This window comes from Mesorhizobium sp. AA23, assembly GCF_001672435.1.
In the GTDB taxonomy this organism is placed as follows: Bacteria; Pseudomonadota; Alphaproteobacteria; order Rhizobiales; family Rhizobiaceae; genus Mesorhizobium.
The window spans coordinates 33,232-59,484 of record NZ_LYTP01000029.1 but is presented as its reverse complement, the minus strand read 5'-3'; the positions used below and the strand labels follow the sequence as shown (position 1 = coordinate 59,484).

Annotated in this window: 21 protein-coding genes, 1 pseudogene and 1 riboswitch; of the genes and pseudogenes, 12 read left to right on the top strand and 10 right to left on the bottom strand. The window is 61.9% G+C overall.

The window, feature by feature from the left end; genetic code table 11:
- The first annotated feature begins 175 nt into the window (after positions 1-175).
- Both A9K66_RS22850 and A9K66_RS22845 read left to right on the top strand, forming a co-directional pair.
- On the top strand, positions 176-994 hold the full coding sequence (locus tag A9K66_RS22850; RefSeq protein WP_095802189.1) for an FkbM family methyltransferase: 819 nt from the start codon (positions 176-178) through the stop codon (positions 992-994).
- Positions 991-1,908, top strand: coding sequence for a hypothetical protein (locus A9K66_RS22845; protein WP_156751130.1), 918 nt, complete (start codon positions 991-993; stop codon positions 1,906-1,908). The genes A9K66_RS22850 and A9K66_RS22845 overlap by 4 nt, the downstream gene beginning before the upstream one ends.
- Here A9K66_RS22845 and A9K66_RS22840 read toward each other — a convergent pair.
- The 6 genes from A9K66_RS22840 to A9K66_RS22815 form a co-directional block, all read right to left on the bottom strand.
- The gene (locus A9K66_RS22840; protein ID WP_197507509.1) at positions 1,905-2,582 is read right to left on the bottom strand and encodes a class I SAM-dependent methyltransferase; all 678 of its coding nucleotides are present in this window, start codon (positions 2,580-2,582) and stop codon (positions 1,905-1,907) included. The genes A9K66_RS22845 and A9K66_RS22840 overlap by 4 nt on opposite strands.
- Before the next feature lie 41 nt (positions 2,583-2,623).
- Positions 2,624-3,844 carry a glycosyltransferase gene (locus A9K66_RS22835; RefSeq protein WP_245307657.1) on the bottom strand — a complete coding sequence of 407 codons (1,221 nt, stop codon included), beginning with the start codon at positions 3,842-3,844 and terminating at the stop codon, positions 2,624-2,626.
- A 22-nt stretch (positions 3,845-3,866) separates the two neighbouring features.
- Positions 3,867-5,555 (bottom strand): hypothetical protein, encoded by a 1,689-nt coding sequence (locus A9K66_RS22830; RefSeq protein WP_067328096.1) that lies wholly within the window; start codon positions 5,553-5,555, stop codon positions 3,867-3,869.
- Positions 5,555-6,514 carry a glycosyltransferase family 2 protein gene (locus tag A9K66_RS22825; protein ID WP_245307655.1) on the bottom strand — a complete coding sequence of 320 codons (960 nt, stop codon included), beginning with the start codon at positions 6,512-6,514 and terminating at the stop codon, positions 5,555-5,557. Before A9K66_RS22825 ends, A9K66_RS22830 begins: the two co-directional genes overlap by 1 nt.
- Positions 6,515-6,850: 336 nt before the next feature.
- Positions 6,851-10,378, bottom strand: a complete 3,528-nt coding sequence (dnaE, locus tag A9K66_RS22820) for a DNA polymerase III subunit alpha (protein ID WP_067328094.1) — start codon at positions 10,376-10,378, stop codon at positions 6,851-6,853.
- Positions 10,379-10,494: 116 nt separating this feature from the next.
- A complete protein-coding gene (locus A9K66_RS22815; RefSeq protein WP_067328092.1) occupies positions 10,495-12,507 on the bottom strand; it encodes an acetyl/propionyl/methylcrotonyl-CoA carboxylase subunit alpha in 2,013 nt (670 codons plus the stop codon).
- A gap of 266 nt (positions 12,508-12,773) precedes the next feature.
- Between A9K66_RS22815 and A9K66_RS22810 the strand changes: the two genes are divergently transcribed.
- The 10 genes and pseudogenes from A9K66_RS22810 (at position 12,774) to gcvP (ending at position 22,354) form a co-directional block, all read left to right on the top strand.
- Positions 12,774-13,901 (top strand): S-(hydroxymethyl)glutathione dehydrogenase/class III alcohol dehydrogenase, encoded by a 1,128-nt coding sequence (locus tag A9K66_RS22810; RefSeq protein WP_067328090.1) that lies wholly within the window; start codon positions 12,774-12,776, stop codon positions 13,899-13,901.
- Positions 13,902-13,968: 67 nt separating this feature from the next.
- The gene (gene gfa / locus A9K66_RS22805) at positions 13,969-14,538 is read left to right on the top strand and encodes an S-(hydroxymethyl)glutathione synthase (protein WP_067000227.1); all 570 of its coding nucleotides are present in this window, start codon (positions 13,969-13,971) and stop codon (positions 14,536-14,538) included.
- Positions 14,539-14,600: 62 nt separating this feature from the next.
- Complete coding sequence (locus A9K66_RS22800; RefSeq protein ID WP_067328088.1) at positions 14,601-15,068, top strand: YaiI/YqxD family protein; 468 nt, start codon at positions 14,601-14,603, stop codon at positions 15,066-15,068.
- A 24-nt stretch (positions 15,069-15,092) separates the two neighbouring features.
- A pseudogene (locus A9K66_RS22795) lies at positions 15,093-15,769 on the top strand (DUF1345 domain-containing protein).
- A 103-nt stretch (positions 15,770-15,872) separates the two neighbouring features.
- Positions 15,873-16,754 carry a cytochrome b/b6 domain-containing protein gene (locus A9K66_RS22790; RefSeq protein ID WP_067328084.1) on the top strand — a complete coding sequence of 294 codons (882 nt, stop codon included), beginning with the start codon at positions 15,873-15,875 and terminating at the stop codon, positions 16,752-16,754.
- A 1-nt stretch (position 16,755) separates the two neighbouring features.
- On the top strand, positions 16,756-17,547 hold the full coding sequence (locus A9K66_RS22785; protein WP_067328082.1) for a molybdopterin-binding protein: 792 nt from the start codon (positions 16,756-16,758) through the stop codon (positions 17,545-17,547).
- Entirely contained in the window at positions 17,547-17,675 is a 129-nt protein-coding gene (locus A9K66_RS31535; protein ID WP_259979720.1) for a hypothetical protein, read from the top strand. Before A9K66_RS22785 ends, A9K66_RS31535 begins: the two co-directional genes overlap by 1 nt.
- Positions 17,676-17,814: 139 nt before the next feature.
- Positions 17,815-17,901, top strand: a riboswitch (glycine riboswitch).
- Positions 17,902-18,050: 149 nt separating this feature from the next.
- Positions 18,051-19,151: a glycine cleavage system aminomethyltransferase GcvT gene (gcvT, locus tag A9K66_RS22780; protein WP_067328080.1), complete on the top strand. Its 1,101-nt coding sequence runs from the start codon at positions 18,051-18,053 to the stop codon at positions 19,149-19,151.
- A gap of 7 nt (positions 19,152-19,158) precedes the next feature.
- Positions 19,159-19,527 (top strand): glycine cleavage system protein GcvH, encoded by a 369-nt coding sequence (gcvH, locus tag A9K66_RS22775; protein WP_067328078.1) that lies wholly within the window; start codon positions 19,159-19,161, stop codon positions 19,525-19,527.
- A gap of 16 nt (positions 19,528-19,543) precedes the next feature.
- Positions 19,544-22,354, top strand: a complete 2,811-nt coding sequence (gene gcvP / locus A9K66_RS22770) for an aminomethyl-transferring glycine dehydrogenase (RefSeq protein ID WP_067328076.1) — start codon at positions 19,544-19,546, stop codon at positions 22,352-22,354.
- 13 nt (positions 22,355-22,367) lie between these two features.
- Here gcvP and A9K66_RS22765 read toward each other — a convergent pair whose 3' ends face one another.
- The 4 genes from A9K66_RS22765 to A9K66_RS22750 all read right to left on the bottom strand — a co-directional run bounded on the left by A9K66_RS22765 (position 22,368) and on the right by A9K66_RS22750 (position 26,251).
- Positions 22,368-23,540, bottom strand: a complete 1,173-nt coding sequence (locus A9K66_RS22765) for a GGDEF domain-containing protein (protein WP_067328074.1) — start codon at positions 23,538-23,540, stop codon at positions 22,368-22,370.
- A 174-nt stretch (positions 23,541-23,714) separates the two neighbouring features.
- A complete protein-coding gene (locus A9K66_RS22760; protein WP_067328419.1) occupies positions 23,715-24,188 on the bottom strand; it encodes a hypothetical protein in 474 nt (157 codons plus the stop codon).
- A gap of 133 nt (positions 24,189-24,321) precedes the next feature.
- Positions 24,322-25,284 carry a type II secretion system F family protein gene (locus A9K66_RS22755; protein ID WP_067328072.1) on the bottom strand — a complete coding sequence of 321 codons (963 nt, stop codon included), beginning with the start codon at positions 25,282-25,284 and terminating at the stop codon, positions 24,322-24,324.
- A gap of 1 nt (position 25,285) precedes the next feature.
- On the bottom strand, positions 25,286-26,251 hold the full coding sequence (locus tag A9K66_RS22750; protein ID WP_067328069.1) for a type II secretion system F family protein: 966 nt from the start codon (positions 26,249-26,251) through the stop codon (positions 25,286-25,288).
- Positions 26,252-26,253: the final 2 nt, after the last annotated feature.

The following is a 26,253-nucleotide window of genomic DNA, read 5'->3' as shown; positions in this document are numbered from 1 at the left end:
CAGCCGTTCATTGGCATGGCGGCACCCGCTCTCAACCCTCCTTGCGATGAGCAAGGCGCCTTTTGTCGGCTTCACTAAAAAAAAGGCAATGCCGTTTAATTTGATAGCGCCACTGCCTCGCTGTCCGCAATTTTCCAGTCTGAACGGGCGTGAACGAGTTCTCCGGAGGGCCTCGATGAATACTATGAAGCATGCATTTCATCTAGTGAACGTTCTTGGCAATATAGTTCCCCATGCCGGCAGGCGCTTTTTGCTGGATAGGCTTGGATTGGGCAAGATTTTGCAGCGGGCGTCCAAGGGGAGCATCGATCAGGTCAAACTGCCAAACGGCTATGACCTCTTCTTCAACCCGATGCTACACTGGAATGCAACCAACCCAAAAAATCACGAGCCAGAAGTCACCGCCCTGCTCCACCGCTATCTAAAACCAGGGGCCATTTTCTATGACATTGGCGCCAATATCGGGTTGCATTCGCTGATCGCGTCGAAGATTGTGGGCCCAACGGGACGAGTGCTTGCGTTCGAGCCCGGTGAGATCAACCTTAAGTATTTCCGCCGGACTCTGGAAAACAGGATCCCCAACGTATCGCTGCACGAATTCGCGATTGGTGCTGCCGACGAAGTGAGGGTGTTCGACCTCAGGGGTGGCGCAATGTCGGGGAAGCTGGTTGGCCCCGGGGAAAATGCCGTCGCTCCCGTGAGCGTGCAAGTTAGGTGCATCGACAGCCTCATAGCTGAAGGCTATCCACGCCCTGATGTGATAAAGATTGATATCGAAGGAGGCGAGGCAGACGCGCTGCAGGGGGCCGCGACAACGTTGCAAACACATCCGGTCGTGATCTGCGAGATGCATGATTTTGCGCCCGAGGAAGTGAAACGGGCCATGAAATCGCTGACAGAAGCTGGTTATCAGGTGACCCGAATCCCGGATAGATCGCCATCGGATCATTCGCGTAGCCATCATATTGTGGCAGTACGGGGCGACGGCGTTTGAATTCGGCTAAAGCAAGATTTGTGGTGTCCCGCCTAACCGTCCTGGGCGACCAGGTTTTTAACTGGGGACATTCCCACCGTGCGCCCATTCGCAATCTTGGGCTCACAGTGGCGATTTCGATTTTTGCTGGCGGCCTGCTGTTGGCTATCCAAAGCATGCCTGGCCTGTTTGAACGGCTTAACGCAACTCCCTTTGTCTTCCTCGTCATGGTCGCAGTGCCGGCCACGGCGGCGCTGAATGCGCTCGAGCTCCAGATCATGGCAGCAATGGCGAAGAAGAACATGGCTTGGGCAAACGCATTCGAAATCGGCGTCTTTTCAAGTGCCGCCAATATGCTGTTTTTGCCGGCTGGCCTTTTGTCGCGCGCTGCGGCGCTACGGGCACATGGAGTCGGACTGCGCTTTGGAGGCAGCCTGATTCTTTTTTTCATGGCGTTGTGGTTTGGGGCAGCGTTTGGCTATTCGGGCCTATTCCTTCTTGCGCTCGGCCACATCACAATCGGTGCAGGTTTTGCCACTGTCGGATTGCTGTGCACTGGCGCCAGCATTGTCTTCCTGGTTCGCCTCCGATCCGGTTGGAGACTGGTTGTTTCGGCGCTGGCCATAAAGCTCGCTGGCTTGATCCTCGAGGCCTTTCGGCTCTGCCTCGCGGCAAACGCGCTCGGGATCGGCCTCGGCTTCAATCAGGCTTCAACCTTTTCGATAGCCTCCATAATCGGAACACTAACCTCTCTCGTTCCGGCAGGCTTGGGGATCACGGAGGCGATCACGGCATTACTCTCGCCGCTTGCCAATATCGATTCTGTCGCAGGTTTCCTGATTGCTGGAACCAACCGAATTGCCGTAGTGCTGGGTTTGCTCTTGCTGGCGGTCATTCTTGTAGGGACAAGGCGATTGAGATCCCTATCTGATTAATTCCGGCTGTATACGTAGAAATCGGCAAAGGACGTGTTGTCGGGATCGCGCGGATTAAGCGGATAAGCGTTCGGAGTCACCGAACAAAGTTTCCAATCCGGTCGATTGACCTCGATCCATTTCGTAAACATGCGATGCTTGACGTGCGGTTCCGGGGTCGATTCAGCTGAATTGCTTGAATACACAATGACAAACCGCTCTGAAGAAGAGAACAGGTCCCGCATATACGTATCAAATACGGTGTCTTCCACCAGGTGATATACCACGTCCAATGACAGCGCGAGATCGTGCTGACCACCCGGGTAGTTGTGGACAAGCTCGAATTGTTTGGTCGGATCATTCGCGAACCGCTTTCGGCACTGGGCGACCGCCGAAGGTGCATTGTCGAGCCCTAAGTATTTTGGATATTCTGCAAGGGCCAGTTGCATCCCGTCGCCGCAGCCGAACTCAACTACCGAATGAATTTCGTGACTTTCTACAAAGCGATTGAGAAAATCGGCCTTAAACCGCGCGAGACGGTCGGCTGAACCGGCACCCGACGTGCCGCCATCCCTGTAGCGCCTTTCCCAATAGTCAGCAGAATTTCGAAAATTCAGCGCGGCCAAGGCAAAATATACCTCTCGGACGAGCGGCCCCGCAAACCAACTCTTCTTCGCCCATTTCTTCAACGACATAATTCTGGACGCCCTTCTTTCGACCGGCAACTTGTGAAGCATCAATGGGTTCGTCTCTCGGCCGATAAAACGCGGTGATAAATTTCGTGGAATCGTTCAGCGGTCTTGGCGATCGTGCCCTCGGACAGAACCCATTCCTTGGCATTGGCGGCGAGGCCGATTGCAAAGCGTTTATTTGTAACCGTTCTCTCCACCGCCTCGGCGATTTCTCCTGGAGATCGCTCGGCGACCAGAAGCCCTGTCTCCTCATGGCGAATGATGTCGACGAGACCACCGCATCGCGACGCGATCACGGGCAGGTCGTGGAGCATCGCTTCCAGCGGCACGACGCCCTGCGCTTCCATTGTGCCATCTGCCGCACGGCGAGAGGGAATGACCAGAACATCGCTTCTGCGCATCCAATGGCTAACGTTTTCCGGCTGCAGCCAACCCGTAAACAATATGCGGTCGCGCACCTCGAGAGACGTGGCCTTCGCCTCGAGGGTTTGCCGGTCCGGCCCATCGCCCACGACAACGAGTCGTGCGCCTGGCAGACGGCTTTGCAGCAATGCGAGAGCGGCGACTGCATCCTCCGCTCCCTTGCAGTCAATTAGCCTTCCGACGAACAGCAAGAGAGGCTTTGCTTCCTCGGCGAATCCACACTCCCAAGACGGGAACATTGCCTCACGAGTTCGAGAAGATGCTCCGATCGGAACGATCTCGACCCGATCGGGGTTTGCGCCCAACCTGCGTAGCGCAGCCGCCGTCGCGGCAGAGTTGGCCGTCAGGAATGATGCGTGCCGCGCGGCAAGCTGTTTCGCCCACATCGGTAGACGTCCCTCCAAACCGAGAACGTCACTGCCATGCGCACTCACGACGAGAGCCGTTCGACCGAGACAGGAAGGCAATGCAGTGATTCCTTGCGGGACCACCCAATGTGCATGGATCAGATGATGGCGACGCGACTTGGCTAGCTGATAGGTAGCAGCAGCTTGCGCGACCGCGATGAGTGGCAGCTTTATCGCTTTTGATGGTTTCGCCTTGATATTTTCGAGCGCTCCTGCGCCATAGAAGACGTTTTCCAGCTTTTCAGGCCAAGCATAGCGAAACCGATGAACGGTGACACCGTTGCCCAGGTCCTCGACCGTCTTGCTGCCAGGCGAATGGGGGGCCAACACGTCCAGTTCTATTCCTCTGGCCGCGAGCGCGAAAATCAGATCGGACATAAAGGGGGAGACGTTGTCGCCATGAAAGCGAGGAAAAGTGGACGTGGAAATCAGCACGCGCAAACCAGCAGGCCCTCGCCTAGAACCCGGTGAAGATCGCCATTGGCGGCTCGCGCGCGGGAACAGGCGGGTTTCGCCCATGGCGCAACGTGGCAAGTCCGCCCCGAAAGCTATGCATTCCCTCAGTTAGCTCGACAACATCGCCCGGCAGGATCGATCGCCGGTCAATTTCAACCGGTGCATCGGCCGTCATAGTGTAGGGTCCAGGAATGTGAACCGCGAATGTGGCTTCAACCCCGCCTGTGGCGGGTAGCTGCTTTCCCGCGATCCAGATTGGACCCCAATGGCGCACATAGTTCTCTTTCAGAGCCTCTATGTCGGCAGGGAGCAATCCTTCGCCCGCATCGATCGATACAGTGCCGGGTTCCAGCGCAGCCGAAAGCGCCGGGCCCGAGACGATGACGAAGGGCGGTCTTTCTTTCTCGATCGCATGCAGAAGCACCGGTTCTCCTCGATCGCGATACTCTTCGATTCCCCAGGTGCTCATCAAAAATCCTGCGTGGGGATAGGATGCAACCATGCCCGTTTGAGCGATATAAGGTACCGGGTTCGGAAAGATCTGATGCACGGCGGAAATCAGTGATCGCTGAGCCGATTGGTCTCGCTGAAATTCTGGAATCGCATGCCCCACCGCCAGGGCGACGAATATCACGGGGATTGCCCCCGAAATTTTTGACAGCGAAGACAGCTTATCTGCGGCCAACGCCCCGACCACCGCCACGGGTGCCATCATGAACACATAGAAGTAGGGAAAGCTGTTTCTATAGAAGGCAATGCATAACAACGGCGAGGCGAAACTAAGTATAGTCAATGCGCGGAGCCTCTCCGCGCCGCTATTGTTGATTGTCCGAGCTACAGCCAGGCCCATTCCGACGCAGATCACCGACCATTGCAGCGCGTTCACCGCCAGCGAATACGCCAGAAATCTCGCCCCGTAGAAGAGGCTGCTATCAACCAGCTGCTTGTTGTAAACGGAGGTCAGCGTATTCCCGGCCTGAGATACGGCCTGCGCCAAGCTTGCCGAGTGACAAAGAAATAGGCCGACGAACGCCGTGGCGGCAATCACGAGTGCGACGGCCATATTCCGGAGCAATACCTTATCGTGGGTGCGTGCCAGCTGCAGGGTCGCGACCATTGTTATGGCCGGGACATAAAAGACCGATTTTATCGAGATCAGGCCCGCAACCGTCACCGCCAGCGCAGAAAGGATAAGTAGCCTGAGCGGAAGGCGGTCGCGCGTCAGCCCGAATAGTGCACCCATCAGAAGTGTAGTGATGATCGGGTCGGCACGGAAGCTCGTCGCGTTCCGCATCACAAAACTCAGTGTGGCGTAAAGCACCGTCGCCCATAAAGCCCCGCGAATGGAAACGAGGCTCTCGGCCGTTTTGAAGAGAAACCAAAGCGTGGCCAGATGAAGAAGCCACATCAGGCAGCGCGCAATGACGATCGTGCCTATCTCGTCGGTAGGCAGCAATGTCAGCCATGAAAATAGATGGACGTGAAACGTTTGCAAGGCAAGACTAAGCGAAGCCCGCTTGTATTCGAAAATCAGTGATAGGAAATGGAATTCGTCCCAGTTAACTTCCCGAAAGAGTGCCGTTGTCAATTCCAGTACTGCGATAGCGCCGAACAGAATAAGAATTGTCCCTCGGCCAACCCTGACAGGAGCTTCAGGCCTCGCATCGAAGAATCCGGCCAAACTCGTCATTATTCGACCCGATCCATCTGCTCTTCGATTTTCCGTAGCTTGAAAAGCGTCATCTCGAGCATTTGCCGGTTGCGCCCGATTAGGTCGGCAATAAGTGCGAAAAGCAAAGTGATAAAACCTACGATCATCAACACGCCGCCAAGGACCAGCGATTGAATGTGGCCTCTATTGTCTCCTACCAAAGACAACCACAGAAAACGAAGTATCGGCAAGGAGCCAGCGAAACAAATTATGCCGCCGATGAGCAGAAACGCGTTAAGAGGATTATAAAGCGCATAGGAGCGTACAATTGTGATGCCGGTGTTGAAAATAAAATGAGGTATGCTTTTAAATAAACGAGACCGCCGCATGGGCGCGTTGGTTCGAATGGGAACCGACGCCACCGCCAATCGCCTCTTGCCAGCGAGGATCAGCATTTCGGTTGTATAGGAAAAGCGCGACACAATGTTGATCTGCATCGCGGCATCGCGGCTTATTGCGCGAAATCCGCTGACGGCATCGGGAACGTCTATCCCCGCCAAATGACGAACGACGCGGGTCCCGACGCGCTGCAGGATCTGCTTGCCTGACGAGAAATGGAAATTTGTACGCACTTGGCGGTCGCCAATGACGATGTCAGCTTCGCCACGCAGAATAGGCCCGACAAGCAGCTCTATGTCCGACGCGTCATATTGGTTGTCGGCGTCGGTATTGACAATGATATCGGCTCCCGCGCGAAGGCTGGCGTCTATCCCCGTCTGAAACGCAGCCGCCAAGCCGCGATTGCGGCGATGGCTAACCACATGATCCACATTGAGGCTTCTCGCAACGTCGGCAGTCCCATCGGTGCTACCATCATCGATCACAAGAATGTCGACGCTATCTATCCCCTCGATCTTGCGCGGTATTGCGGTAACGGTGGCCCCAAGACTCGCTGCCTCATTGTAACAGGGAATCTGGATAACCAGTTTCAGTGCCAAAATCGCCTCCCCACGCCCTGCATCATCATAAGCCAAGTACTTTATTTTTGGTTACCTGGTTACCGGAACACAAAACTCTACGAGGGTTACGATTCTTGCCGGGCGACTTTTAAGTGCCAGATTGTCAGCTTGGTTTGCCGCTCACGCCATCATTAGCAAGAACAAGTTAGGCAAAGATATACAGAACCATACGTCGCTGAGCGAATGACGTGGTTTGGCCAGTACGGGTGATGGCGGCGGGGCTTGAATTGGTGGCCACGCCTCGCGCCAAAGCATTCAAGGAAAGCGCTACCCGGTTTCTGTTCGGAGTTGCGCGAAAACAAGTCGTTGGAACGCTTACACCAGTTCCACTTCGACGACACCCGGCACCGCGCGCATGGCCGACGCGACCTGCGGCGAGATGCGATAGCGGTTGGGGAGTTCGATCTCCACCTCGCCCTGGCCGGCTTCCTTGATCAGCACGAAGCTCACCTGCCCCTCGCCCTTCACGGCAAGCTGGTTGGCAAGGATGTTGATGGGCTGAGCATCGCGCACGAAGATGCGCAGCGCCTTTTGGATGCGGCTTGCTTCGTCCTCCAGCGACTGCACCGTCTGGATGCGCAGATTGATCCCCTCCGGCCGGTCTTCGGCCGAGACGGTGATCACCACCGAACGGCCGGGCTCCAGCATGTCGCGATACTGCGCCAGGCCTTCGGAGAACAGCACCGCCTCGTACTGGCCGGTGGTGTCGGAAAACTGCACGACGCCCATCTTGTTGCCGGTGCGGGTCTTGCGCTCCTGCTTCGTGGTGACGGTGCCGGCGAGCCGGCCGGCCGCGGCGCCGCGTTTGACCGCAGCGGAGAATTCCGCCCAGTTCTGCACCCGCATCTTCTGCAGCGCGGCCTTGTATTCGTCGAGCGGATGCGCCGAGAGATAGAAGCCGACCACCTGGAACTCGCGGTGCAGCCGGTCGGCGGCAAGCCATGGCTCGGCCGCCGGCAGGTTGAGCGCCTGCGATTGCGCGCCGAGCGAGGCGCCGAAAATATCCGTCTGGCCCGAGATGGCGTTCTGCTGCGCTAGCGACGCGAGCCCCATCATCCGCTCCACGCCTGCCATCATCACGGCGCGGTCGTGCCCGAAGTAGTCCAAGGCCCCCGCCATGATCAGGCTTTCGAAGACGCGCTTGCCGACGATCTTCGGATCCACGCGCTCGCAGAAGTCGGCTAGGCTCTTGAACGGCCTCTCACCGCGCTTCTCGACAATGTGCTCGACCGCCGCGTCGCCGACGCCTTTGAGCGCAGCCAGCGAGTAGAAGATCTTGTTCTCGCCGACCTCGAAGGGTCGGAAGCTGGTCATCACCGACGGCGCCACCACCTCGATGCCGAGGCGCAGCGCGTCCTGGCGGAAATCCGCCAGTTTGTCGGTGTTGCTCATGTCGAGCGTCATCGACGCCGCCAGGAACTCGACCGGATAGTGCGCCTTGAGGTAGGCGGTCTGGTAGGAAACGACCGCATAAGCCGCGGCGTGCGACTTGTTGAAGCCGTAGTCGGCGAATTTCGCCAGCAGATCGAAGATGAAATCGGCCTGCGCCTTGCCGACGCCGCGCTCGACGGCGCCGGTGACGAAGCGCTCGCGCTGCTTGTCCATCTCGGCGCGGATCTTCTTGCCCATGGCGCGGCGCAGAAGATCGGCTTCGCCGAGCGAATAGCCGGCAAGCTCCTGCGCGATCTGCATCACCTGTTCCTGGTAGACGATGACGCCTTGAGTTTCCTTCACAAGGTGGTCGATCTTGGGGTGGATCGAGGCCATCTCCTCCTCGCCATGCTTTCTGGCGTTGTAGGTCGGGATGTTCTCCATCGGGCCTGGGCGATAGAGCGCGACCAGCGCGATGATGTCCTCGATGCAGTCCGGCCGCATGCCGATCAGCGCCTTGCGCATGCCCGCGCTTTCAACCTGGAACACGCCGACCACCTCGCCGCGCGACAGCATGGCGTACGTCTCGGGGTCGTCGAGCGGGATGCGGGCAAGATCGATATCCACACCGCGCCGCCGGATCAGCTTCACCGCCGTTTCCAGCACCGTCAGCGTCTTCAGGCCGAGGAAGTCGAATTTCACCAGCCCGGCCTGCTCCACATATTTCATGTTGAACTGGGTGACCGGCATGTCCGAGCGCGGATCGCGGTACATCGGGACCAATTCCGACAACGGCCGGTCGCCGATGACGATGCCGGCGGCATGCGTCGAGGCATGGCGGTAGAGGCCCTCGAGCTTCTGCGCGGTGTCGAGCAGCGTCTGCACGATCGGCTCCTTTTCCGCCTCCTCGGCGAAGCGCGGCTCGTTGGCGATGGCGTCGGCCAGCTTGACCGGGTTGGCCGGGTTCTGCGGCACCATCTTGGAGAGCTTGTCGACCTGGCCATAGGGCATCTGCAGGACGCGGCCGACGTCGCGCAGCACGGCGCGCGCCTGCAGCGTACCGAAGGTGATGATCTGCCCGACCTGGTCGCGGCCGTATTTCTGCTGGACGTAGCGGATGACCTCCTCGCGCCGGTCCTGGCAGAAGTCGATGTCGAAGTCCGGCATCGAGACGCGGTCCGGGTTGAGGAAGCGCTCGAACAGCAGCGAGAAGCGCAGTGGGTCGATGTCGGTGATGGTGGTCGAATAGGCGACAAGCGAGCCGGCGCCCGAACCGCGCCCCGGTCCGACCGGGATGCCTTGCGCCTTCGCCCATTTGATGAAGTCGGCAACGATCAGGAAGTAGCCGGGAAACTTCATCTTCTCGATGATGCCGAGCTCGAATTCGAGCCGCTCGCGATATTGCTCGACCGTGTAGCCTGGCGTCGGTCCGTGCGCGGCAAGCCGCGCCTCCAGGCCCTCGCGCGCCTGGCGCGCGAGCTCGGCGGCTTCCGCCTTCTCGGCGGCGTCCTTGTCGGCGGAGTCGGCGCCGGTGAAACGCGGCAGGATCGGGCTGCGGTTCTTCGGATAGTAGGAGCAGCGCATGGCGATCTCGACCGTGTTGTCGATCGCTTCCGGCAGGTCGGAGAACAGCCGTGCCATCTCGGCCTGGCCGCGCAGGAAATTGTCGGGCGAAAGCCGCCGGCGATTGTCGGCGGCCACCACCGAGCCTTCGGCGATCGCAATCAGCGCGTCATGCGCCTCATAGTCTTCGCGCTTGGAGAAGAAGGCCTCGTTCGTCGCGACCAGCGGCAGTTCGTGGGTATAGGCAAGGTCGAGCGTCGACTTTTCGACCATGCGGTCATAGCCGGCGACCCGTTCCAGCTCGACATAGAGACGGTCACCGAAAAGCTCTTTGAGGACCAGCAGCCGCTGTTCGGCCAGGTCGCGGCGGTCCGCCTTCAGCGCGCTGCCGATGGGGCCGCGCGGGCCGCCGGTCAGGCATAGCAGGCCATCGCGATGGCTCTCCAGCATGGCGCTGGTCATGTGCACCGGCTCGCCGGGCGGCGTTTCCAGATAAACCTTGCTGATCAGCCGGACCAGATTGGCATAGCCGGCCTCGCTGGCGGCGATCAGCACGATCGGCGACATCTCGGGACCGTGCCGGCGGCGGTCGCGTTGGGCGTCGCTCGTTTCGCCGGAAAAGACCAGATCGACCTGGCAGCCGATGATCGGCTGGATACCGTCCTTGACCGCTTTCTGGGCGAATTCGAGCGCGCCGAACAGATTGTTGGTGTCGGTCACTGCGATCGCCGGCGCTTCATCCTTGACCGCGTGGCCGACGATGGCGCCGAGCTGCAGGGCGCCCTCGAGCAGCGAATAGGCTGAATGCACGCGCAGATGGATGAACCTCCGCGCAGGCGTCTCCGGCTGCGTAGCCTTCACGACAGCTTCGCGCTGCAAAGGGTCGCGTGGAAGTCGTTCATCCGCCATGTTTTTTCGCGCTATCTCAAGGACTCATCCGTGCAGATGTATTGTCCCGGACGCCGCGATGCCAGTCCAGTACAATCGACCGCGAACCACAAGCTTGCGGCCTATGTCGCCCTGGGTCAGGCGAACTCCATGATCACAGCGTCGACCGCGAGGCTGTCGCCCGGTTTGGCGTTAAGCTTCGCCACGGTGAGGTCGCGCTCCGCGCGCAGCACGTTCTCCATCTTCATCGCCTCGACCACGGCCAGCGTCTCGCCGGCCTTGACGTCTTGGCCCTCGGCGACGGCGATCGACACCACCAGTCCTGGCATCGGGCAAAGCAGCATTTTCGAGGTATCCGGCGGCAGCTTTTCCGGCATCAGCCTTTCCACCTCCGCCGTCCGCGGCAGCATGGCTTGAGCCGTCACCGACATGCCCTTCCAGGCGATACAAAGGCCGTTCAGCACCGGCCGGACCTGCGCCGCGATCCGGTTGCCGCCGACCCTGCCGCGCCAAATCGGGTCGCCCGGCCGCCAGTCGGAAGCGACCGTCAGCGGCTCGCTGCCATTGATCGAGAGATCGATCTCCATCGGGATCGAGACCATGCCGTCGAGGATGCCGGCGCAAAGATAGTCCGCGCCGATCTTCACCACCCAGTCGCGCTTGAGATGGCCCGAATGCGGTGCCAACCGGCCGCTGAGCCGGTCGAGCCGGTCCCGCCGCAGCAGCTCAATCGCGGTGGCGATCGCGGCGAATACCGCCCTCTCCTCACCGTCCGGTTCGACCGGCGCGAAACCGTCCGGATACTCCTCGGCGATGAAGCCGGTGGAAAGCCGCCCCTCGCGCCAGCGCGGATGCTGCATCAACGCAGCGAGGAACGGAATGTTGTGCTCTATGCCGTCGACGACAAAACCGTCCAGTGCTTCGGACATGGCATCGATAGCCTCGAGCCGCGTCGGCGCCCAGGTGCAGAGCTTTGCCACCATCGGGTCGTAGAACATCGAGATCTCGGCGCCTTCGGCAACGCCGGTGTCGTTGCGGATCACCACATCGCCGAACATGCCCTCTTGCGGCGGCCGGTAGCGCGTCAGCCGGCCGATCGAGGGCAGGAAATTGCGGAACGGGTCCTCGGCATAGAGACGGCTTTCCACCGCCCAGCCGTTCAGCTTCACCTCGTTTTGCCTGATGCCGAGCTTTTCGCCGGCGGCGATGCGGATCATCTGCTCGACCAGATCGATGCCGGTGACGAGCTCCGTCACCGGATGCTCGACCTGTAATCGCGTGTTCATTTCAAGGAAATAGAAGTTCCTGTCCTTGTCGACGATGAACTCGACCGTGCCGGCGCTCTGGTAATCGACGGCTTTCGCCAACGCCACAGCCTGCTCGCCCATGGCCTTGCGCGTCTTGGCGTCGAGGAACGGCGACGGCGCTTCCTCGACCACCTTCTGGTTGCGGCGCTGGATCGAGCATTCGCGCTCACCCAGATAGAGCGCATTGCCATGCGCGTCGGCCAGCACCTGGATCTCGATATGGCGCGGGTCAACGACGAATTTCTCGATGAAGACGCGGTCATCGCCGAAGGAGCTTTTCGCTTCCGAACGCGCGCGCTCGAAGCCGTCGCGAACTTCCGCGCTGCTCCAGGCGATGCGCATGCCCTTGCCGCCGCCGCCGGCCGAGGCCTTGATCATCACCGGATAGCCGATCTCGCCGGCAATCCTTTCGGCGTGGTCGGCATTTTCGATGACGCCCAGCCAGCCGGGCACGGTCGAAACCTTGGCCTGGCTGGCGAACTTCTTCGATTCGATCTTGTCGCCCATTGCGCGGATCGCCTTGGGCTTCGGTCCGATGAAGATGATGCCTTCCTTTTCCAGCGCTTCGCAGAAAGAGGCGCGTTCCGACAGGAAACCATAACCCGGGTGCACCGCTTTGGCGCCGGTTTCCTTGCAGGCGGCGATGATCTTCTCAGGCACTAGATAGCTCTGCGCCGCCGGCGACGGGCCGATATGCACGGCCTCGTCGGCCATTTCGACATGCACGGCGTCGCGGTCGGCATCCGAATAAACCGCGACCGTGGCGATCCCCATCTTGCGCGCCGTCTTGATCACGCGGCAGGCGATCTCGCCGCGATTGGCGATCAGGATCTTCTTGAACATTCGGATGTCGTTCCTCCGGCGAAGCCGTCCAGTTCTATGGACAATCCCGACGCGCCTCAAGTGTCTGCAGCCCCTGCCCTTCGGCGCTCGATGCTTTTGCAGAAGCGGCGTCGAAAAACGTCGCAACAGACGTTGGCCGCCACCTTCGAACCCGGTAAGGTGGTGGCGAGCGCAAGAAAATGGCAGGCGGTATTCGCCTCGCCGGGCAGGCTCGACGGCCTGCCATAAAGCTGAGACTTTTAAGATTGCCTTGGGAGGAATGCCTCATGAAAACGCGTGCCGCAGTTGCCGTTGGTGCCAGAAAGCCGCTGGAGATCATGGAGGTGGATCTTGAGGGGCCGCGCGAGGGCGAGGTGCTGGTCGAGGTCAAGGCGACCGGCATCTGCCACACCGACGAGTTCACGCTCTCGGGCGCCGATCCGGAAGGCATCTTTCCGGCGATCCTCGGCCATGAGGGCGCCGGCATCGTCGTCGATGTCGGCAAGGGCGTGACCTCGGTCAGGAAGGGCGACCATGTCATCCCGCTCTACACGCCCGAATGCCGGCAGTGCCCGTCCTGCCTGTCGCGCAAGACCAATCTCTGCACCGCCATCCGCGCCACGCAGGGACAGGGCCTGATGCCCGACGGCACCTCGCGCTTTTCGGTCGGCGGTGAAAAGCTGTTCCACTATATGGGCTGCTCGACCTTCTCCAACTTCACCGTGCTGCCGGAGATCGCGATCGCCAAGGTCAATCCCGACGCCCCCTTCGACAAGATCTGCTATATCGGCTGCGGCGTGACCACCGGCATCGGCGCTGTCATCAACACCGCCAAGGTCGAGCAGGGCGCTACGGCCGTCGTCTTCGGCCTCGGCGGCATTGGCCTCAACGTCATCCAGGGCCTTCGCCTGGCCGGCGCCGACATGATCATCGGCGTCGACTTGAACAACGACAAGAAGGCCTGGGGCGAGAAGTTCGGCATGACGCATTTCGTCAATCCGCAGGAGATCGACGGCGACATCGTGCCTTACCTGGTCAACCTGACCAAGCGCGGCGCCGACCAGATCGGCGGCGCCGACTACACTTTCGACTGCACCGGCAACACCAAGGTGATGCGCCAGGCGCTGGAAGCCTCGCATCGCGGCTGGGGCAAGTCGGTCATCATTGGCGTTGCCGGCGCCGGCCAGGAGATTGCGACGCGGCCCTTCCAACTGGTCACCGGCCGCACCTGGATGGGCACCGCCTTCGGCGGCGCGCGCGGCCGCACCGACGTGCCGAAGATCGTCGACTGGTACATGGAGAAAAAGATCCAGATCGATCCGATGATCACCCATACGCTGACGCTCGACGACATCAACAAGGGTTTTGACCTCATGCATGAGGGCAAGTCGATCCGCAGCGTCGTGGTTTACTGAAGCAATGCCGCATCGGTCGTGGGCTGGAGCCCGCAACCTTTGCGGCTCAACATGGGAGGAAGGACGAATGGCGGAAAAATTGCATCCGAAGATCGACAACGGGCTGCCGAAGGAAAGTGCTGCCTTTTCCGGCGGCACGCTGGTCTGTCTCTGCACCAGCAACCCGGTGAAGGTGAAGGTCAAGGGCCAGATCGCCCACAACCATGCCTGCGGCTGCACCAAATGCTGGAAGCCGGAAGGCGCGGTGTTCTCGGTCGTGGCCGTTGCCGGCACCGGCGACGTCACTGTGGCCGAGAATGGCGACAAGCTGAAGGTGGTCGACCCGGCAGCGCTGATCCAGCGCCATGCCTGCACCAGCTGCGGCGTGCACATGTACGGCCCGGTCGAGCGCGACCATCCCTTCAAGGGTCTGTCCTTCATCCATCCCGAGCGTTTCGAGGAGGACGGCTGGTCGCCGCCCGGCTTTGCCGCCTTTGTCTCCTCCATCATCGAAGCCGGCGTCGACCCGAGCCGCATGGACGGCATCCGCGGCCAGCTGAAGTCGATCGGGCTCGAACCCTATGACTGCCTCAACCCCGCCCTGATGGACTACATCGCCACCTGGACGGCGAAGAAGTCGGGAGCCTTGGCGGCCTGACGATTGCGGGATTTCTGGTAAAGGGCCGGCCAACGCCGGCCCTTTGCACATTTGGAGAGACGATGCCAGCACCCATCATCTATGTCGATGCCGATGCCTGTCCGGTGAAGGCCGAGGTCGAGAAGGTGGCGGAGCGGCACGGCGTCGTGGTTACCTATGTCTCCAATGGCGGCCTGCGCCCGTCGCGCGATCCGATGATCCGCAATGTCGTAGTCTCCAAGGGCGCGGACGCTGCGGACGACTGGATGGTCGAGAACGCCAAACTCAACGATGTCGTGGTGACGGCCGATATCCCGCTTGCCGCGCGCACGGTGGCGCTCGGCGCGCATGTGCTGGGACCCACGGGCCGTCCCCTCACGCCCGAGACCATCGGCATGGCGGTGGCGATGCGGGATTTGAAGCAGCATCTGCGCGAGACCGGCGAAAGCCGCGGCTTGAACGCCGCCTTCACGGCGAAGGACAGGTCAAACTTTCTCGGCGAGCTCGACCGCATCTTGCGGCGGGCGCTCAAATCCGCCACACCCGGCTGACCCGAAGCCCTTTGAGAACCGGCCATGGGCGACGACATATCCCTCAACACGCCGATCCACCGGCACGTGCAGTTCGCTTTGGCTGCGCCCATCGGCATTGTCGCGCTGCTTCTCGCCCTGATGCTGGGGGCGCCGCTGCCCTACTCCATCGGCGCCAACCTCTTCTTCGCCGCTTACACTCTTCTGGTGCTGGTCGCGATGCCGAGGCTCACCGTCCGTTACCTGAGCAAGAACGCGCGTGCCACGGACCTGCCGGTGCTGCTGATTTTTGCGGTCACGCTCCTGGTCGTCGGCCTCGCCATCGGCTCGCTGTTTCAACTCATCAACCAAAAGGCTGCCGCGCATCCGCTGGAGGTTCTGTTCGCGATGCTGTCGATCCCGCTTGGCTGGTTCACAATCCATGCCATGGCGGCGCTGCATTATGCGCATGTCTACTGGATGGACGCGACGAGATCGACGAGAAAACCAGGAAGAAGAATCCGGTCGGCGGCCTCGATTTTCCCGGCGGCAAACGCCCGGAAGGCTGGGATTTCCTGTATTTCGCGACCGTCATCGGCATGACTGCGCAAACCGCCGACACTGGGATCACGACCTCGCGCATGCGCCAGGTCGTGCTCGTCCATTCGATCCTGAGCTTTTTCTTCAACACGGTGATCGTCGCCGCCGCGGTCAATCTCGCGGTCAGCCTGGGCAGTCCATAATAAATCCGTGATCGGATGAAACAACGCTTGGGCCGGAGACGTATTGGGAGGAGAACAAGGCTCTGAGAGGCCGCAGACGAGCGAGCCGGGAGGACACCAAGATATGGAGACCGTCGCCAGAAGCGAACCCTCCGCCGAGGTGGAAGCATCCGCGCCGAAGGACCCGACGCTGATTTACCGGCAATCGCGCTGGACGCGCCTGACCCATTGGCTCTGGGCGTTCTCGCTGTTCTTCATGCTGCTTTCGGGCCTGCAGATCTTCAACGCGCGCCCGCAACTCTACATCGGCAAGGAATCGGGCTTCCAATACAACAATACGATCCTCGAGATCGGCGCCGAAAACACAGACGGCGGACCGCGCGGCTTTACCAAAATCTTCGGGCATCGCTTCGACACCACCGGCGTGCTCGGCTGGTCCGGCCCTCCCGGACAGGAAACGCCGCGCGCCTTTCCGTCCTGGGCGACGATCCCGTCCTACTACGACCTCGGCACGGCCCGCGTCGTGCATTTCTTCTTCGCCTGGGTGCTGAGCGCAACCCTGCTCATTTGGCTGATCGCGAGCCTGATCAACGGCCATATCCGCCGCGATCTTGCCCCTCGCCTGGATGACTTGCGCAAGCTGCCGCGCGACATTCTCGACCATGCGAGGCTGAAATTCCACCACGCGCGCGAATACAACACGCTGCAGAAAATGGCCTATGGCGGCGTGCTCTTCGTGCTGTTGCCGCTGATGATCATCACCGGGCTTGCGATGTCGCCGAGCATGAATTCGGTGCTTCCCTGGCTCAATGAAATCCTGGGCGGTCGGCAGACGGCTCGCACCATCCACTTCATTGTCATGGTGCTGCTCGTGCTCTTCTTCGTCGTCCATATGCTGATGATCGTGGCGGCCGGCCCGATCAACGAGCTGCGCTCGATCATCACCGGCTGGTATCGCACCGACCCGCCCGCAAAGCACGACCAGGCAACCGAGAGGAGCGCCTGACATGGCAAAATTCCAGATTAGCCGCCGGAAGTTCTTGACCTCCGCCAGCCTCGGTCTGTCAGGCATCGCGCTGTCCGGCTGCGATGCCTTCGACAGCGGTCTGGGCGTCGGCAGCGGGCTGCGCAGCTTCCTCGAAAACGCCAACGGGCTGACATACCGCGCGCAGCGCCTGCTTGCCGGCCGGGACGCGCTGGCACCGGAATTCAGCGAGGCCGACATCCGCCAGCCGCAGCGGCCGAACGGCGTCACCGCGCCTGACGACGACACCTATAAGGGTCTTCTCGCCAACAATTTCGCCGACTGGCGCCTGGAGGTGACCGGCCTCGTCGAAAAACCGCTGTCGCTCACCCGCGAGCAGTTGCAGAACATGCCGAGCCGCACCCAGATCACCCGCCACGACTGCGTTGAAGGCTGGAGCTGCATCGCCAAATGGACCGGCACGCCGCTCTCGCTGGTGCTCGATCAGGCCATCGTCAAGCCGCAGGCGAGCTACGTCATGTTCCATTGCCTCGACACGATCGACCAAAGCCTGTCTGGCGACATCAAATATTACGGCAGCATCGACCTGATCGATGCCCGCCATCCGCAAACGATCCTGGCCTACGGCTTGAACGGCAAGCCGCTGCCGGTCGAGAACGGCGCGCCGCTGCGGGTGCGGGTCGAGCGCCAGCTCGGCTACAAGATGCCGAAATATCTCTACAAGATCGAGCTGGTCGACGGCTTCGCCAATGTCGGCGGCGGTCGCGGCGGCTATTGGGAAGACAATGGCTACGACTGGTATGCTGGTATTTGATGGCGCTTCGCCTGCAGGCCGAGCACGATCTTGCGTCAGCCGAGTTCAACGCGATTGAGAAAAGCCTCACGGCGACAATCGGCCATTCCAACATCATCCTTTGCAAGACGATGGCCTCGGGCGACTAGGCCGCCTTGCTGGGCCGCCGTTCAGACCAGATCGGGTGTTGTCATCGGCGTCGGCTGCCGAGAGATATGTCGCTGGGAGGTGACAAGGTGTCGCCGACGGGCTATGGATGGCGCGTCGAGGGCTCAGGTGACTGAGTCTTACCTGTTTGCGGGAGAGAACAGCGCAAGCTGTCGCCGAAGGGGAAATCGCCCGAAATCTCTCAGGCAAAAGAACCGTGGACGGGAAAGACAACTCTGGAAAGTCGGGAATCTTCCCGCGCCGAAGGTGTAAGCGCTGCCGACAGAGTTACGGGGCGCGAGTCTCTCAGGCTTCAGACAGAGGGGCACGGACTAGACCGCTAATGGCGGTCGATTGCGTGCGACTCTGGAGAAGACATGACCGGCGAAGACACCAAACATCTACCCCTCGAGGATTTGCATAGCGCCGCGGGCGCGCGTTTCGGCGCTTTTGCCGGCTGGTCGATGCCGCTGACCTATCCGGCCGGCGTGATGAAGGAGCACCTCCACACGCGCGAGCATGCCGGCCTGTTCGACATCTCGCATATGAAGCTGTTCGAGGTCGGCGGCCCGGGCGCCGCCGCCCTACTCAACCGCGCCTGCCCGCTCGACGCCGGCGCGATGGAAATTGCCCAATCCAAATACACTTTCTTCCTCAACGAGGCCGCCGGCGTCATTGACGACTTGATCGTCACGCGTCTTGACGATGGCCGATTCATGGTGGTGGCCAACGCCGGCAATGCGGCCGAGGATGAAAGGCATCTGCGTGCGTTGGCCGCGGATTTCGATGCCAAGGTCGAGCCGCTCGACCGCGTCTTCCTGGCGATCCAGGGCCCGGATGCCTGGGCGGCCCTTTCGCGAGCCGGTATCGAAACGGGCTCGCTGCTGTTCATGCATGGTGTCGAGCCCCGGCAAAACTGGTTCATGAGCCGCTCCGGCTACACCGGCGAGGATGGATTCGAGATCGGGCTGCCGGAAGCGGATGCCCGCGATCTCGTCGGCAAGCTCCTGCAGGATGAGCGCGTGCAATGGATCGGCCTTGCCGCCCGCGATAGCCTGCGGCTCGAGGCCGGGCTCTGCCTGCATGGCCAGGATCTGACACCCGAGATCGATCCGGCGAGCGGCGGTTTGATGTGGGCGATCCCTAAGGAGCTCCGCGCTTCCGGTCACTTCATCGGCGCCGACGCGCTGCGCTCGATCCTCGAGCGCGGGCCGTCTCAGAAGCGGGTTGGCCTGAAGCCCGATGGTCGTCAGCCGGTGCGCGCCGGCGCCGCGCTTGTCGATGCCGACGGCAATGCGGCCGGCCACGTGACCTCGGGCGGCTTCGGCCCGTCGACGGGCCACCCGGTCGCCATGGGCTATGTCGACAATGCGCTGGCCAAGCCCGGCATCAGACTATTCGCCGACGTCCGCGGGACCAGGATCCCGATCGATGTCACTTCGCTGCCCTTCACGCCACATCGCTACCGCAAAGGATGATATTCCGATGGCAAATACCTATTTTACTGAGGATCATGAATGGCTGCGCGTCGAAGGCGGCGTCGCCACCGTCGGCATCACCGACTATGCGCAGGAGCAGCTCGGCGATCTCGTCTTCGTCGAACTGCCGGAAATCGGCCGCAAGCTCGCGAAGGGCGACACTGCCGTAGTCGTCGAATCCGTCAAGGCGGCCTCTGACGTCTACGCGCCGGTCGACGGCGAGATCACCGAAGCCAACACAGCACTGTCGTCGGACCCTTCATTGGTCAATTCGGCGGCGACCGGCGATGGCTGGCTCTGGAAGATGAAGCTTTCCAACGCAAGCCAACTCGAGAGCCTCATGGACGAGGCCGCCTACAAAGCCCATATCGGCTGATACCAGGATCTTGGAAATGACCGCAGCACCCATTCCTTTCTCGGCCCGTCACATCGGCCCCAGTGTCAACGATGTCAGGGCCATGCTTGCCACCATCGGCGTTCCGTCCGTCGAAACGCTGATCAGCCAGGCCGTGCCGAGATCGATCCGCCTCGACCTGCCGCTCAACCTGCCCACTCCGGCCAGCGAGGCCGAAGCACTGGCCGAATTGTCGGCGATGATGGTGAAGAACACGGTGCTGAAGAGCTTCATCGGCGCCGGTTATCACGGCGTCCATGTGCCGCCGGTCATCCAGCGCAACATGTTCGAGAACCCGGCCTGGTACACGGCCTACACGCCTTACCAAGCCGAGATCAGTCAGGGCCGGCTGGAGATGCTGTTCAATTTCCAGACCCTGGTTGCCGAGCTGACCGGCCTGCCGGTGGCGTCGGCATCGCTGCTCGACGAGGCCACCGCCGTTGCCGAAGCGGTCGGCATCGCACTGCGCCATCACCGCGACAAGCGCACCAAGGTGGCGCTTGCCGGCACGCCGCATCCGCAGACGCTCGATGTCGTGCGCACCCGCGCCGAACCGCTCGGCACCGAGGTCGACGGCGAGACCATCGACGACAACACCGCCGCCCTGCTCGTCTCCTGGCCGGACACTTTCGGCGTCTATGGCGACCACAAGGCGGCGATCGAGAAGGCCCGCGCCGCTGGCGCTCTGGTCGTCTTCATCGCCGACCCGCTCGCGCTTACGTTGACGGATGCGCCGGCCAAGCTCGGTGCCGACATCGCCGTCGGTCCGATGCAGCGCTTCGGCGTGCCGATGGGCTTTGGCGGCCCGCACGCAGCCTATTGCGCCGTCTCCGACAAGCTCACCCGTCTGATGCCCGGCCGCCTCGTCGGCCAGTCGACCGACAGCAAGGGCCGCCCAGGCTATCGCCTGGCGCTGCAGACGCGCGAGCAGCACATCCGCCGCGACAAGGCGACCTCCAATATCTGCACCGCGCAGGCGCTGCTCGCCAACATGGCGACGGCCTATGCGATCTGGCACGGTCCCGCCGGTTTGCAAGCGATCGCGGAGCGCGTCCACACTCTCGCCAACCGCCTTGCGGCGGGACTGAAGACAGCGGGCGTGGCCGTTCTCGGAGCACATCGCTTCGACACTGTGACGGCGGAAGTGAAGGGCAAGGCAGCGGCAATAGCCGCCGCCGCCGAGAAGACTGGCCGGCTGCTGCGCGTCATCGATGCCGACCACGTCGGCATCGCCTTCGACGAGACCTCGACCGAAGCCGACCTCGAAGCGATCGCGGCGCTATTCGGCGCCAAGCCCGGCACGGTGGCAGCCGGCTCGATGCCCGGTAAGCGGCGCGGCAAGGAGTTCCTCACCCAGCCGGTTTTCCACGAGAACCACTCCGAGACCGAGATGATGCGCTTCCTGCGGCGGCTGGCCGACAAGGACCTCGCGCTGGACCGCGCCATGATCCCGCTCGGATCCTGCACCATGAAGCTCAACGCCGCCGCCGAGATGATGCCCGTGAGTTGGGTGAATGTCGCCAACCTGCATCCCTTCGCGCCGGCCAGCCATTCGGCCGGCTATCGGGCCATGGTCGGCGACCTGGAGGCCTGGCTGTCGGAGATCACCGGTTTCGACGCGGTCAGCCTGCAGCCCAATGCCGGCAGCCAGGGCGAATATGCCGGCCTGCTCGCCATCCGCGCCTATCACCGCGCGCGCGGCGAAGGCCACCGCACCGTGTGCCTTATCCCGTCCTCCGCGCATGGCACCAATCCGGCGAGCGCGGCGATGGCGGGAATGAGCGTCGTCGTCGTGCGCTGCGCCGAGGACGGCAGCATCGACATGGATGACATGCGGGCCAAGGCCAACGAGCATTCCAAGAACCTCGCGGCGCTGATGTTCACCTATCCCTCGACGCATGGCGTCTACGAGGAAGGCGCGCGCCATCTCTGCGCCCTCATCCACGAGCATGGCGGCCAGGTCTATTTCGACGGCGCCAACCTCAACGCCCTGGTCGGTCTCGCCCGCCCCGGCGATATCGGCGCCGACGTCTGCCACATGAACCTGCACAAGACCTTCTGCATCCCGCATGGCGGCGGTGGCCCGGGCGTCGGCCCGATCGGCGTCAGGGCGCATCTGAAACCCTATCTGCCGGGCCATGTCACGGAAGGTTCGGCGCATGCCGTCGCCGCCGCGCCCTTCGGCAGCGCTTCGATCCTGCCGATCACCTGGATGTATATCCGCATGATGGGCGGCTCCGGGCTGAAGCAGGCCACCGAGACGGCGATCGTTTCGGCCAACTATGTGGCGACGCGGCTCGCGCCGCATTTCCCCCTCCTCTACAAGGGCAGGAGCGATCGCATCGCCCATGAGTGCATTCTCGACACGCGCGTGCTCAAGGAGAGCGCCGGCATCAGCGTCGACGACATCGCCAAGCGCCTCATTGACTACGGCTTCCACGCCCCGACCATGTCGTTCCCGGTTGCCGGCACGCTGATGGTCGAGCCGACGGAATCCGAACCCAAGCGCGAACTCGACCGATTCTGCGAGGCGATGATTGCGATCGCCGGCGAGGCGGCGAAGGTGGCGAAGGGCGAATGGCCGCTCGACGACAACCCGCTGGTCAACGCCCCGCACACTGCCGCCGAGGCATTGGCAGGCGCATGGCCGCATCCATACTCGCGGATGGAAGCAGCCTACCCAGCGGGTGACGTCGATCTGGCAGCAAAATACTGGCCGCCGGTTTCGCGCATCGACAATGTCGCCGGCGACCGCAACCTGGTCTGCTCCTGCCCGCCGCTGTCGGAATATCTCGGCGCCGCAGAGTAGACGGTAGGGCAAGTTAGGCCGAGCGCAGGGCTGGCCCGCTATCGGGCTGGTCCTCCTGGCGTTGGGCGATCACGCGGTTTCGCCCGGCGCGCTTTGCGGCGTAGAGCGCGGCATCCGCCTCAGCCAGCACCTCGTCTAGGGTCCGGCCATCGGGGGCGCCAAATCCCATGCCGCCGCTGACGCTGCTGCGCAACGGACCACGTTGAGTCGGAACGATTTCGGTGCCGAAAGCGACCCCGATCCTGCTTGCCATATCGTGCGCCTTTTCCGGCGTCATGCGCGATAGGACGAGCGCGAACTCCTCACCGCCTAGCCGGAAGGCATCGACCCCGGCCCTGCCATATTTCTTGATCACCGCCGCGAAGCGGCAAAGCACCTGATCGCCGACGGGATGGCCGAAGACATCGTTTGTGGTCTTGAAATGGTCGAGGTCGAACATCGCGATCGCCATGAACGGACCGAAGCTGCGACCGCCGTAAAGCTCGTTGAGCGCCCTGCGGTTCATCAGGCCGGTCAGCGGATCGGTCATCGTCGCGGCCTTGAGCTCGATCTGCGCCTGCAGATGGTGCAGCGAAAGCGTCAGCGCGCCGAAGCCGGTCATGCAGGCGACCGCGACGACGGAGTTCAACCGCTCCGCCCAGTTGTCGGGCGCGGCGCCTAGGACCCATTGCCCTTGCACCAGCAGCACCAGGCCGCACAGCGCGAAGGATATCCCGCAGGCGCCGCTGAGAAACGAAACGACGAGCAGTATCCGGCGGTCGTGATCGCCCTTCATCCAGAACATCGTTCCGATCGCGCCGAGCAGCGCCGTCACCGTCGAATAGGTGATCAGAAAGCCGACGCCATCGAAGCCGAAATAGGTGACGAGGGCGCAGGCCGCCATCGCTGCCAGCGCCGGCACGATGGCGCGGCGATAACTGCGGATGCCGAGATACTGCATCGCCGACAAACAGATGACGAGGAACCCCAGGCTGAGCAGGGCAAGCACCATCTGGCAGAGCCACGGGTTGGCGTCCTTGGTATAGCGCCAGAACAGGACGACATGGGCAACGAGCACGAGTATGCCGCAGGCGACCGTAAGCACGAAACGCGCCTGCGGCGCGGTGAGCCAGATCGCGAGCATCGTGACGCTGAGGCATGTGCCCGACAGCGCCGCCGCGAGCAGGAGCGAGCTGAAATCCAACATCTCTGAAGATCTGCCGTTGGGGAGACTCGTTGCTTCCTCAATGTAGGTTGTAGAGGCGTGGCGCAAACCCTTTTCGGCCGGTGTCCGCTGCTCGCTCGACAAAGGGTTTACAAAGCGTCGACATGTCCGCTGAAACTACGGCCCGGTTCCGCTGCGGGACGAGCCGGAAGCGGATCAGCTCTTGTCGAGCAGCGCTAGGTTGGCGTTGACCACGGTCTGGTCGGCGAGACCGGCCTTGGCTTCGAGCAGCAGCGCCCTTGCCTTCTTCTTGTTGCCGCGCAGGAGCTGCGAATAGCCCATATTGTTGACGATCTGCGGCTTGCGCCCGGCGACCCTCAGCAATTGCGCATAGGCGCGGTCGGCGAAGTCGAAGCGGCCGAGCTCGTCATAGGAGGCGGCAAGCCCCATCCAGGCTTCGGCATTGTCTGCCTTGAGCTCCACCGCTTTGCGGAAATGCTGTTCTGCGAGACCGAAATTCGCCTCCCGGAATTGCGCCTTGCCCTCCCTCAGGTCGGCGGCGCTGATATCCTTGGCCGTCGCCTGGATTGCGGTGGTCTTGGTCGTGTCGACGCTGCTGTTCGTAGTACAGCCGGTGATCATCAAGACGGCCGCCAATACCGCCGCTGCCGTGGAAAGTCTGTGACGCATGCCCTGCCCCGTCGCCCGATTTGCCGGGTCGTTCTTCAGCAAGGACCATACAGGAGAGCGATTAAGCTTCGGTGCCGAAATGCGCCTAAATTTCAGTTGCTTGCAAAGGATGCGTTAACCAGCACCGCCGGCCTCAGTGCGACGTCAGCCTTACCACGATCGGGATGATGGCGACCATCAGCACCACCGGCAGGATGCACACCGTCACCGGGACCGACATCTTGGCCGGCAAGGCATGCGCCTTCTCCTCGGCAAGCGACATGCGCTTGTGGCGCATTTCGTCGGAAAAGACACGCAGCGCTCCCGACAGGCTGGTGCCGAGCTCCTTGGACTGCTGCAGGAGCGTCGCGAAGGAGCGCACTTCGTCGAGGCTGAGGCGATCGGCGAGCGCCTTTAGTGCATCGTCGAGGCTGCGGCCGGCCCTCAACTCCAGCGACACCAGCTGCAGGTTTTGGCTGAGCGACGGATAGGTCCTGGCGAGTTCCTTCGAGACCCGCTCAATGCCGGCCTCCATGCTCATGCCCGCGTCGGAGCAGACGATCATCAAATCCATGAAGTCGGGAAAGCCATTGCGGTATTCGCGCATCTTTTCCCGCACCTTCTGCGTCAGCACCAGGCCGGGCAGGAAATAGCCGGCCGCTCCCGACAGGATGATGAAGGTCCAGCGGCTGGTCACGGTCGATTCGGCGCTGGCCGCCCAATGGTTGACCAGGAATGCCCCAAGCGCCATTCCGACCAGCGCGGCAAAACGGATCAGGAAGAACGTACCGACGGCGCGCGGCTCCATGTAACCGGCCTGGATGAGCTTCATGCGCAGTCGCGCGACATTCTCCGGATCGCTCTTGGCATAGAATTCCTGCGCCCGCCTCACCGCCTTCTCGCGCACGGCGTTCGCGTTTTTCCTGGGTGCCGGCTCGTGCTGCTCGATCGGCTGCGCCGCCTCGACCTTCAGCCGGCGCTTGACCTCGTTGCGGTCGCCCTGCGCGACGACCAGCGGCCAGGCCACCGCGCCGCCGCCCATCACCAGCAGCAGCACAGCCACCGGCATCAGCGATGTCGGCGCTAGCGAGGCAAGGAAGCGGATGACCTCGTCCATTTCAGAACCTGAAATTCGACATCTTGAACATGATGGTATTGCCGAGCAGGAGCCACAGGATCGAGCCGCCCAGCATGTACCAGGTCTTCGGTATCCCCCACACCTCGCGGTAGAATTGCGGCATCAGCACCATGATGGCGGTGAACAGAAGCACCGGCACGGCGGTTAGGATATAGGCCGACATGCGGCCTTCGGTCGAAATGGCGCGCACCTTGCGCCGCAGCTTGCCGCGCTCGCGGATGGTCGACGACAGGCCGTCGAGGATCTCGCGCAGATTGCCGCCGGAGCTGCTCTGGATCGAGACTGCGGTGACGAACAGCGGCAGGTCCTCATGGCCGACGCGATCGAACAGGTTGTTGAGCGCTGAAACCAGGTCCGAGCCATAAGTCACTTCGTCGGCCACGACGCCGAACTCGGTGCCGATCGGATCGGCCATCTCGCGCGCCACCATCGCGATCGCCACCGGCACCGGGTGGCCGGCCTTGAGGCCGCGCGTGATCAGCTCCAGCGCTTCCGGCAATTGCATGCCGAAGCGCTTAAGCCGGCGCTTGCGCAGAAAACGCATCGCCATAACCGGCAAGACCGGCACCAGCACAGGAAGCAGGACCAGCCCGAACAGCAAAGGCAGGCCGTACCAGACGGCGAAAAGCGCCAGAGTGAACGCTGTCCCCGACGTGATCGTGAGGAATTTGGGCATCGGCATGATCATGCCGGACTGCGTGCGCAAGGCGCGAAAGCGATCGAAAGAAAGGAGGGGCGTGCCCTCTTCCATGCCGCGTTCCTTGCGCAGCTGGATCAGCACCTGCTCCTGGCTGATCTTGTTCTCCGCCAGCTTCATGCGGCGATTGATCGCCGTGCGCTTGTCGCTGCGGCCGGCATAGAGCAGGTAGCAGCCTTCGGCGATCATGATGCCGGTGAGCGCCGCCGCCGCGTAGACGGCGTAGATCGGGCTGAATCCCTCGAGCACCG

Excerpts from the sequence above, each read along its gene's own strand:
- A9K66_RS22815 (WP_067328092.1), bottom strand. The coding sequence starts at position 12,507 with ATGTTCAAGAAGATCCTGATCGCCAATCGCGGCGAGATCGCCTGCCGC.
- A9K66_RS31535 (WP_259979720.1), top strand. The coding sequence starts at position 17,547 with ATGGCGCTTCGCCTGCAGGCCGAGCACGATCTTGCGTCAGCCGAGTTC.
- gcvT (WP_067328080.1), top strand. The coding sequence starts at position 18,051 with ATGACCGGCGAAGACACCAAACATCTACCCCTCGAGGATTTGCATAGC.
- A9K66_RS22785 (WP_067328082.1), top strand. The coding sequence starts at position 16,756 with ATGGCAAAATTCCAGATTAGCCGCCGGAAGTTCTTGACCTCCGCCAGC.
- A9K66_RS22840 (WP_197507509.1), bottom strand. The coding sequence starts at position 2,582 with ATGTCGTTGAAGAAATGGGCGAAGAAGAGTTGGTTTGCGGGGCCGCTC.
- A9K66_RS22760 (WP_067328419.1), bottom strand. The coding sequence starts at position 24,188 with ATGCGTCACAGACTTTCCACGGCAGCGGCGGTATTGGCGGCCGTCTTG.
- A9K66_RS22800 (WP_067328088.1), top strand. The coding sequence starts at position 14,601 with ATGCCAGCACCCATCATCTATGTCGATGCCGATGCCTGTCCGGTGAAG.
- gcvH (WP_067328078.1), top strand. The coding sequence starts at position 19,159 with ATGGCAAATACCTATTTTACTGAGGATCATGAATGGCTGCGCGTCGAA.
- A9K66_RS22765 (WP_067328074.1), bottom strand. The coding sequence starts at position 23,540 with ATGTTGGATTTCAGCTCGCTCCTGCTCGCGGCGGCGCTGTCGGGCACA.
- A9K66_RS22830 (WP_067328096.1), bottom strand. The coding sequence starts at position 5,555 with ATGACGAGTTTGGCCGGATTCTTCGATGCGAGGCCTGAAGCTCCTGTC.
- A9K66_RS22755 (WP_067328072.1), bottom strand. The coding sequence starts at position 25,284 with ATGGACGAGGTCATCCGCTTCCTTGCCTCGCTAGCGCCGACATCGCTG.
- A9K66_RS22850 (WP_095802189.1), top strand. The coding sequence starts at position 176 with ATGAATACTATGAAGCATGCATTTCATCTAGTGAACGTTCTTGGCAAT.
- gcvP (WP_067328076.1), top strand. The coding sequence starts at position 19,544 with ATGACCGCAGCACCCATTCCTTTCTCGGCCCGTCACATCGGCCCCAGT.
- A9K66_RS22810 (WP_067328090.1), top strand. The coding sequence starts at position 12,774 with ATGAAAACGCGTGCCGCAGTTGCCGTTGGTGCCAGAAAGCCGCTGGAG.
- gfa (WP_067000227.1), top strand. The coding sequence starts at position 13,969 with ATGGCGGAAAAATTGCATCCGAAGATCGACAACGGGCTGCCGAAGGAA.
- A9K66_RS22790 (WP_067328084.1), top strand. The coding sequence starts at position 15,873 with ATGGAGACCGTCGCCAGAAGCGAACCCTCCGCCGAGGTGGAAGCATCC.
- dnaE (WP_067328094.1), bottom strand. The coding sequence starts at position 10,378 with ATGGCGGATGAACGACTTCCACGCGACCCTTTGCAGCGCGAAGCTGTC.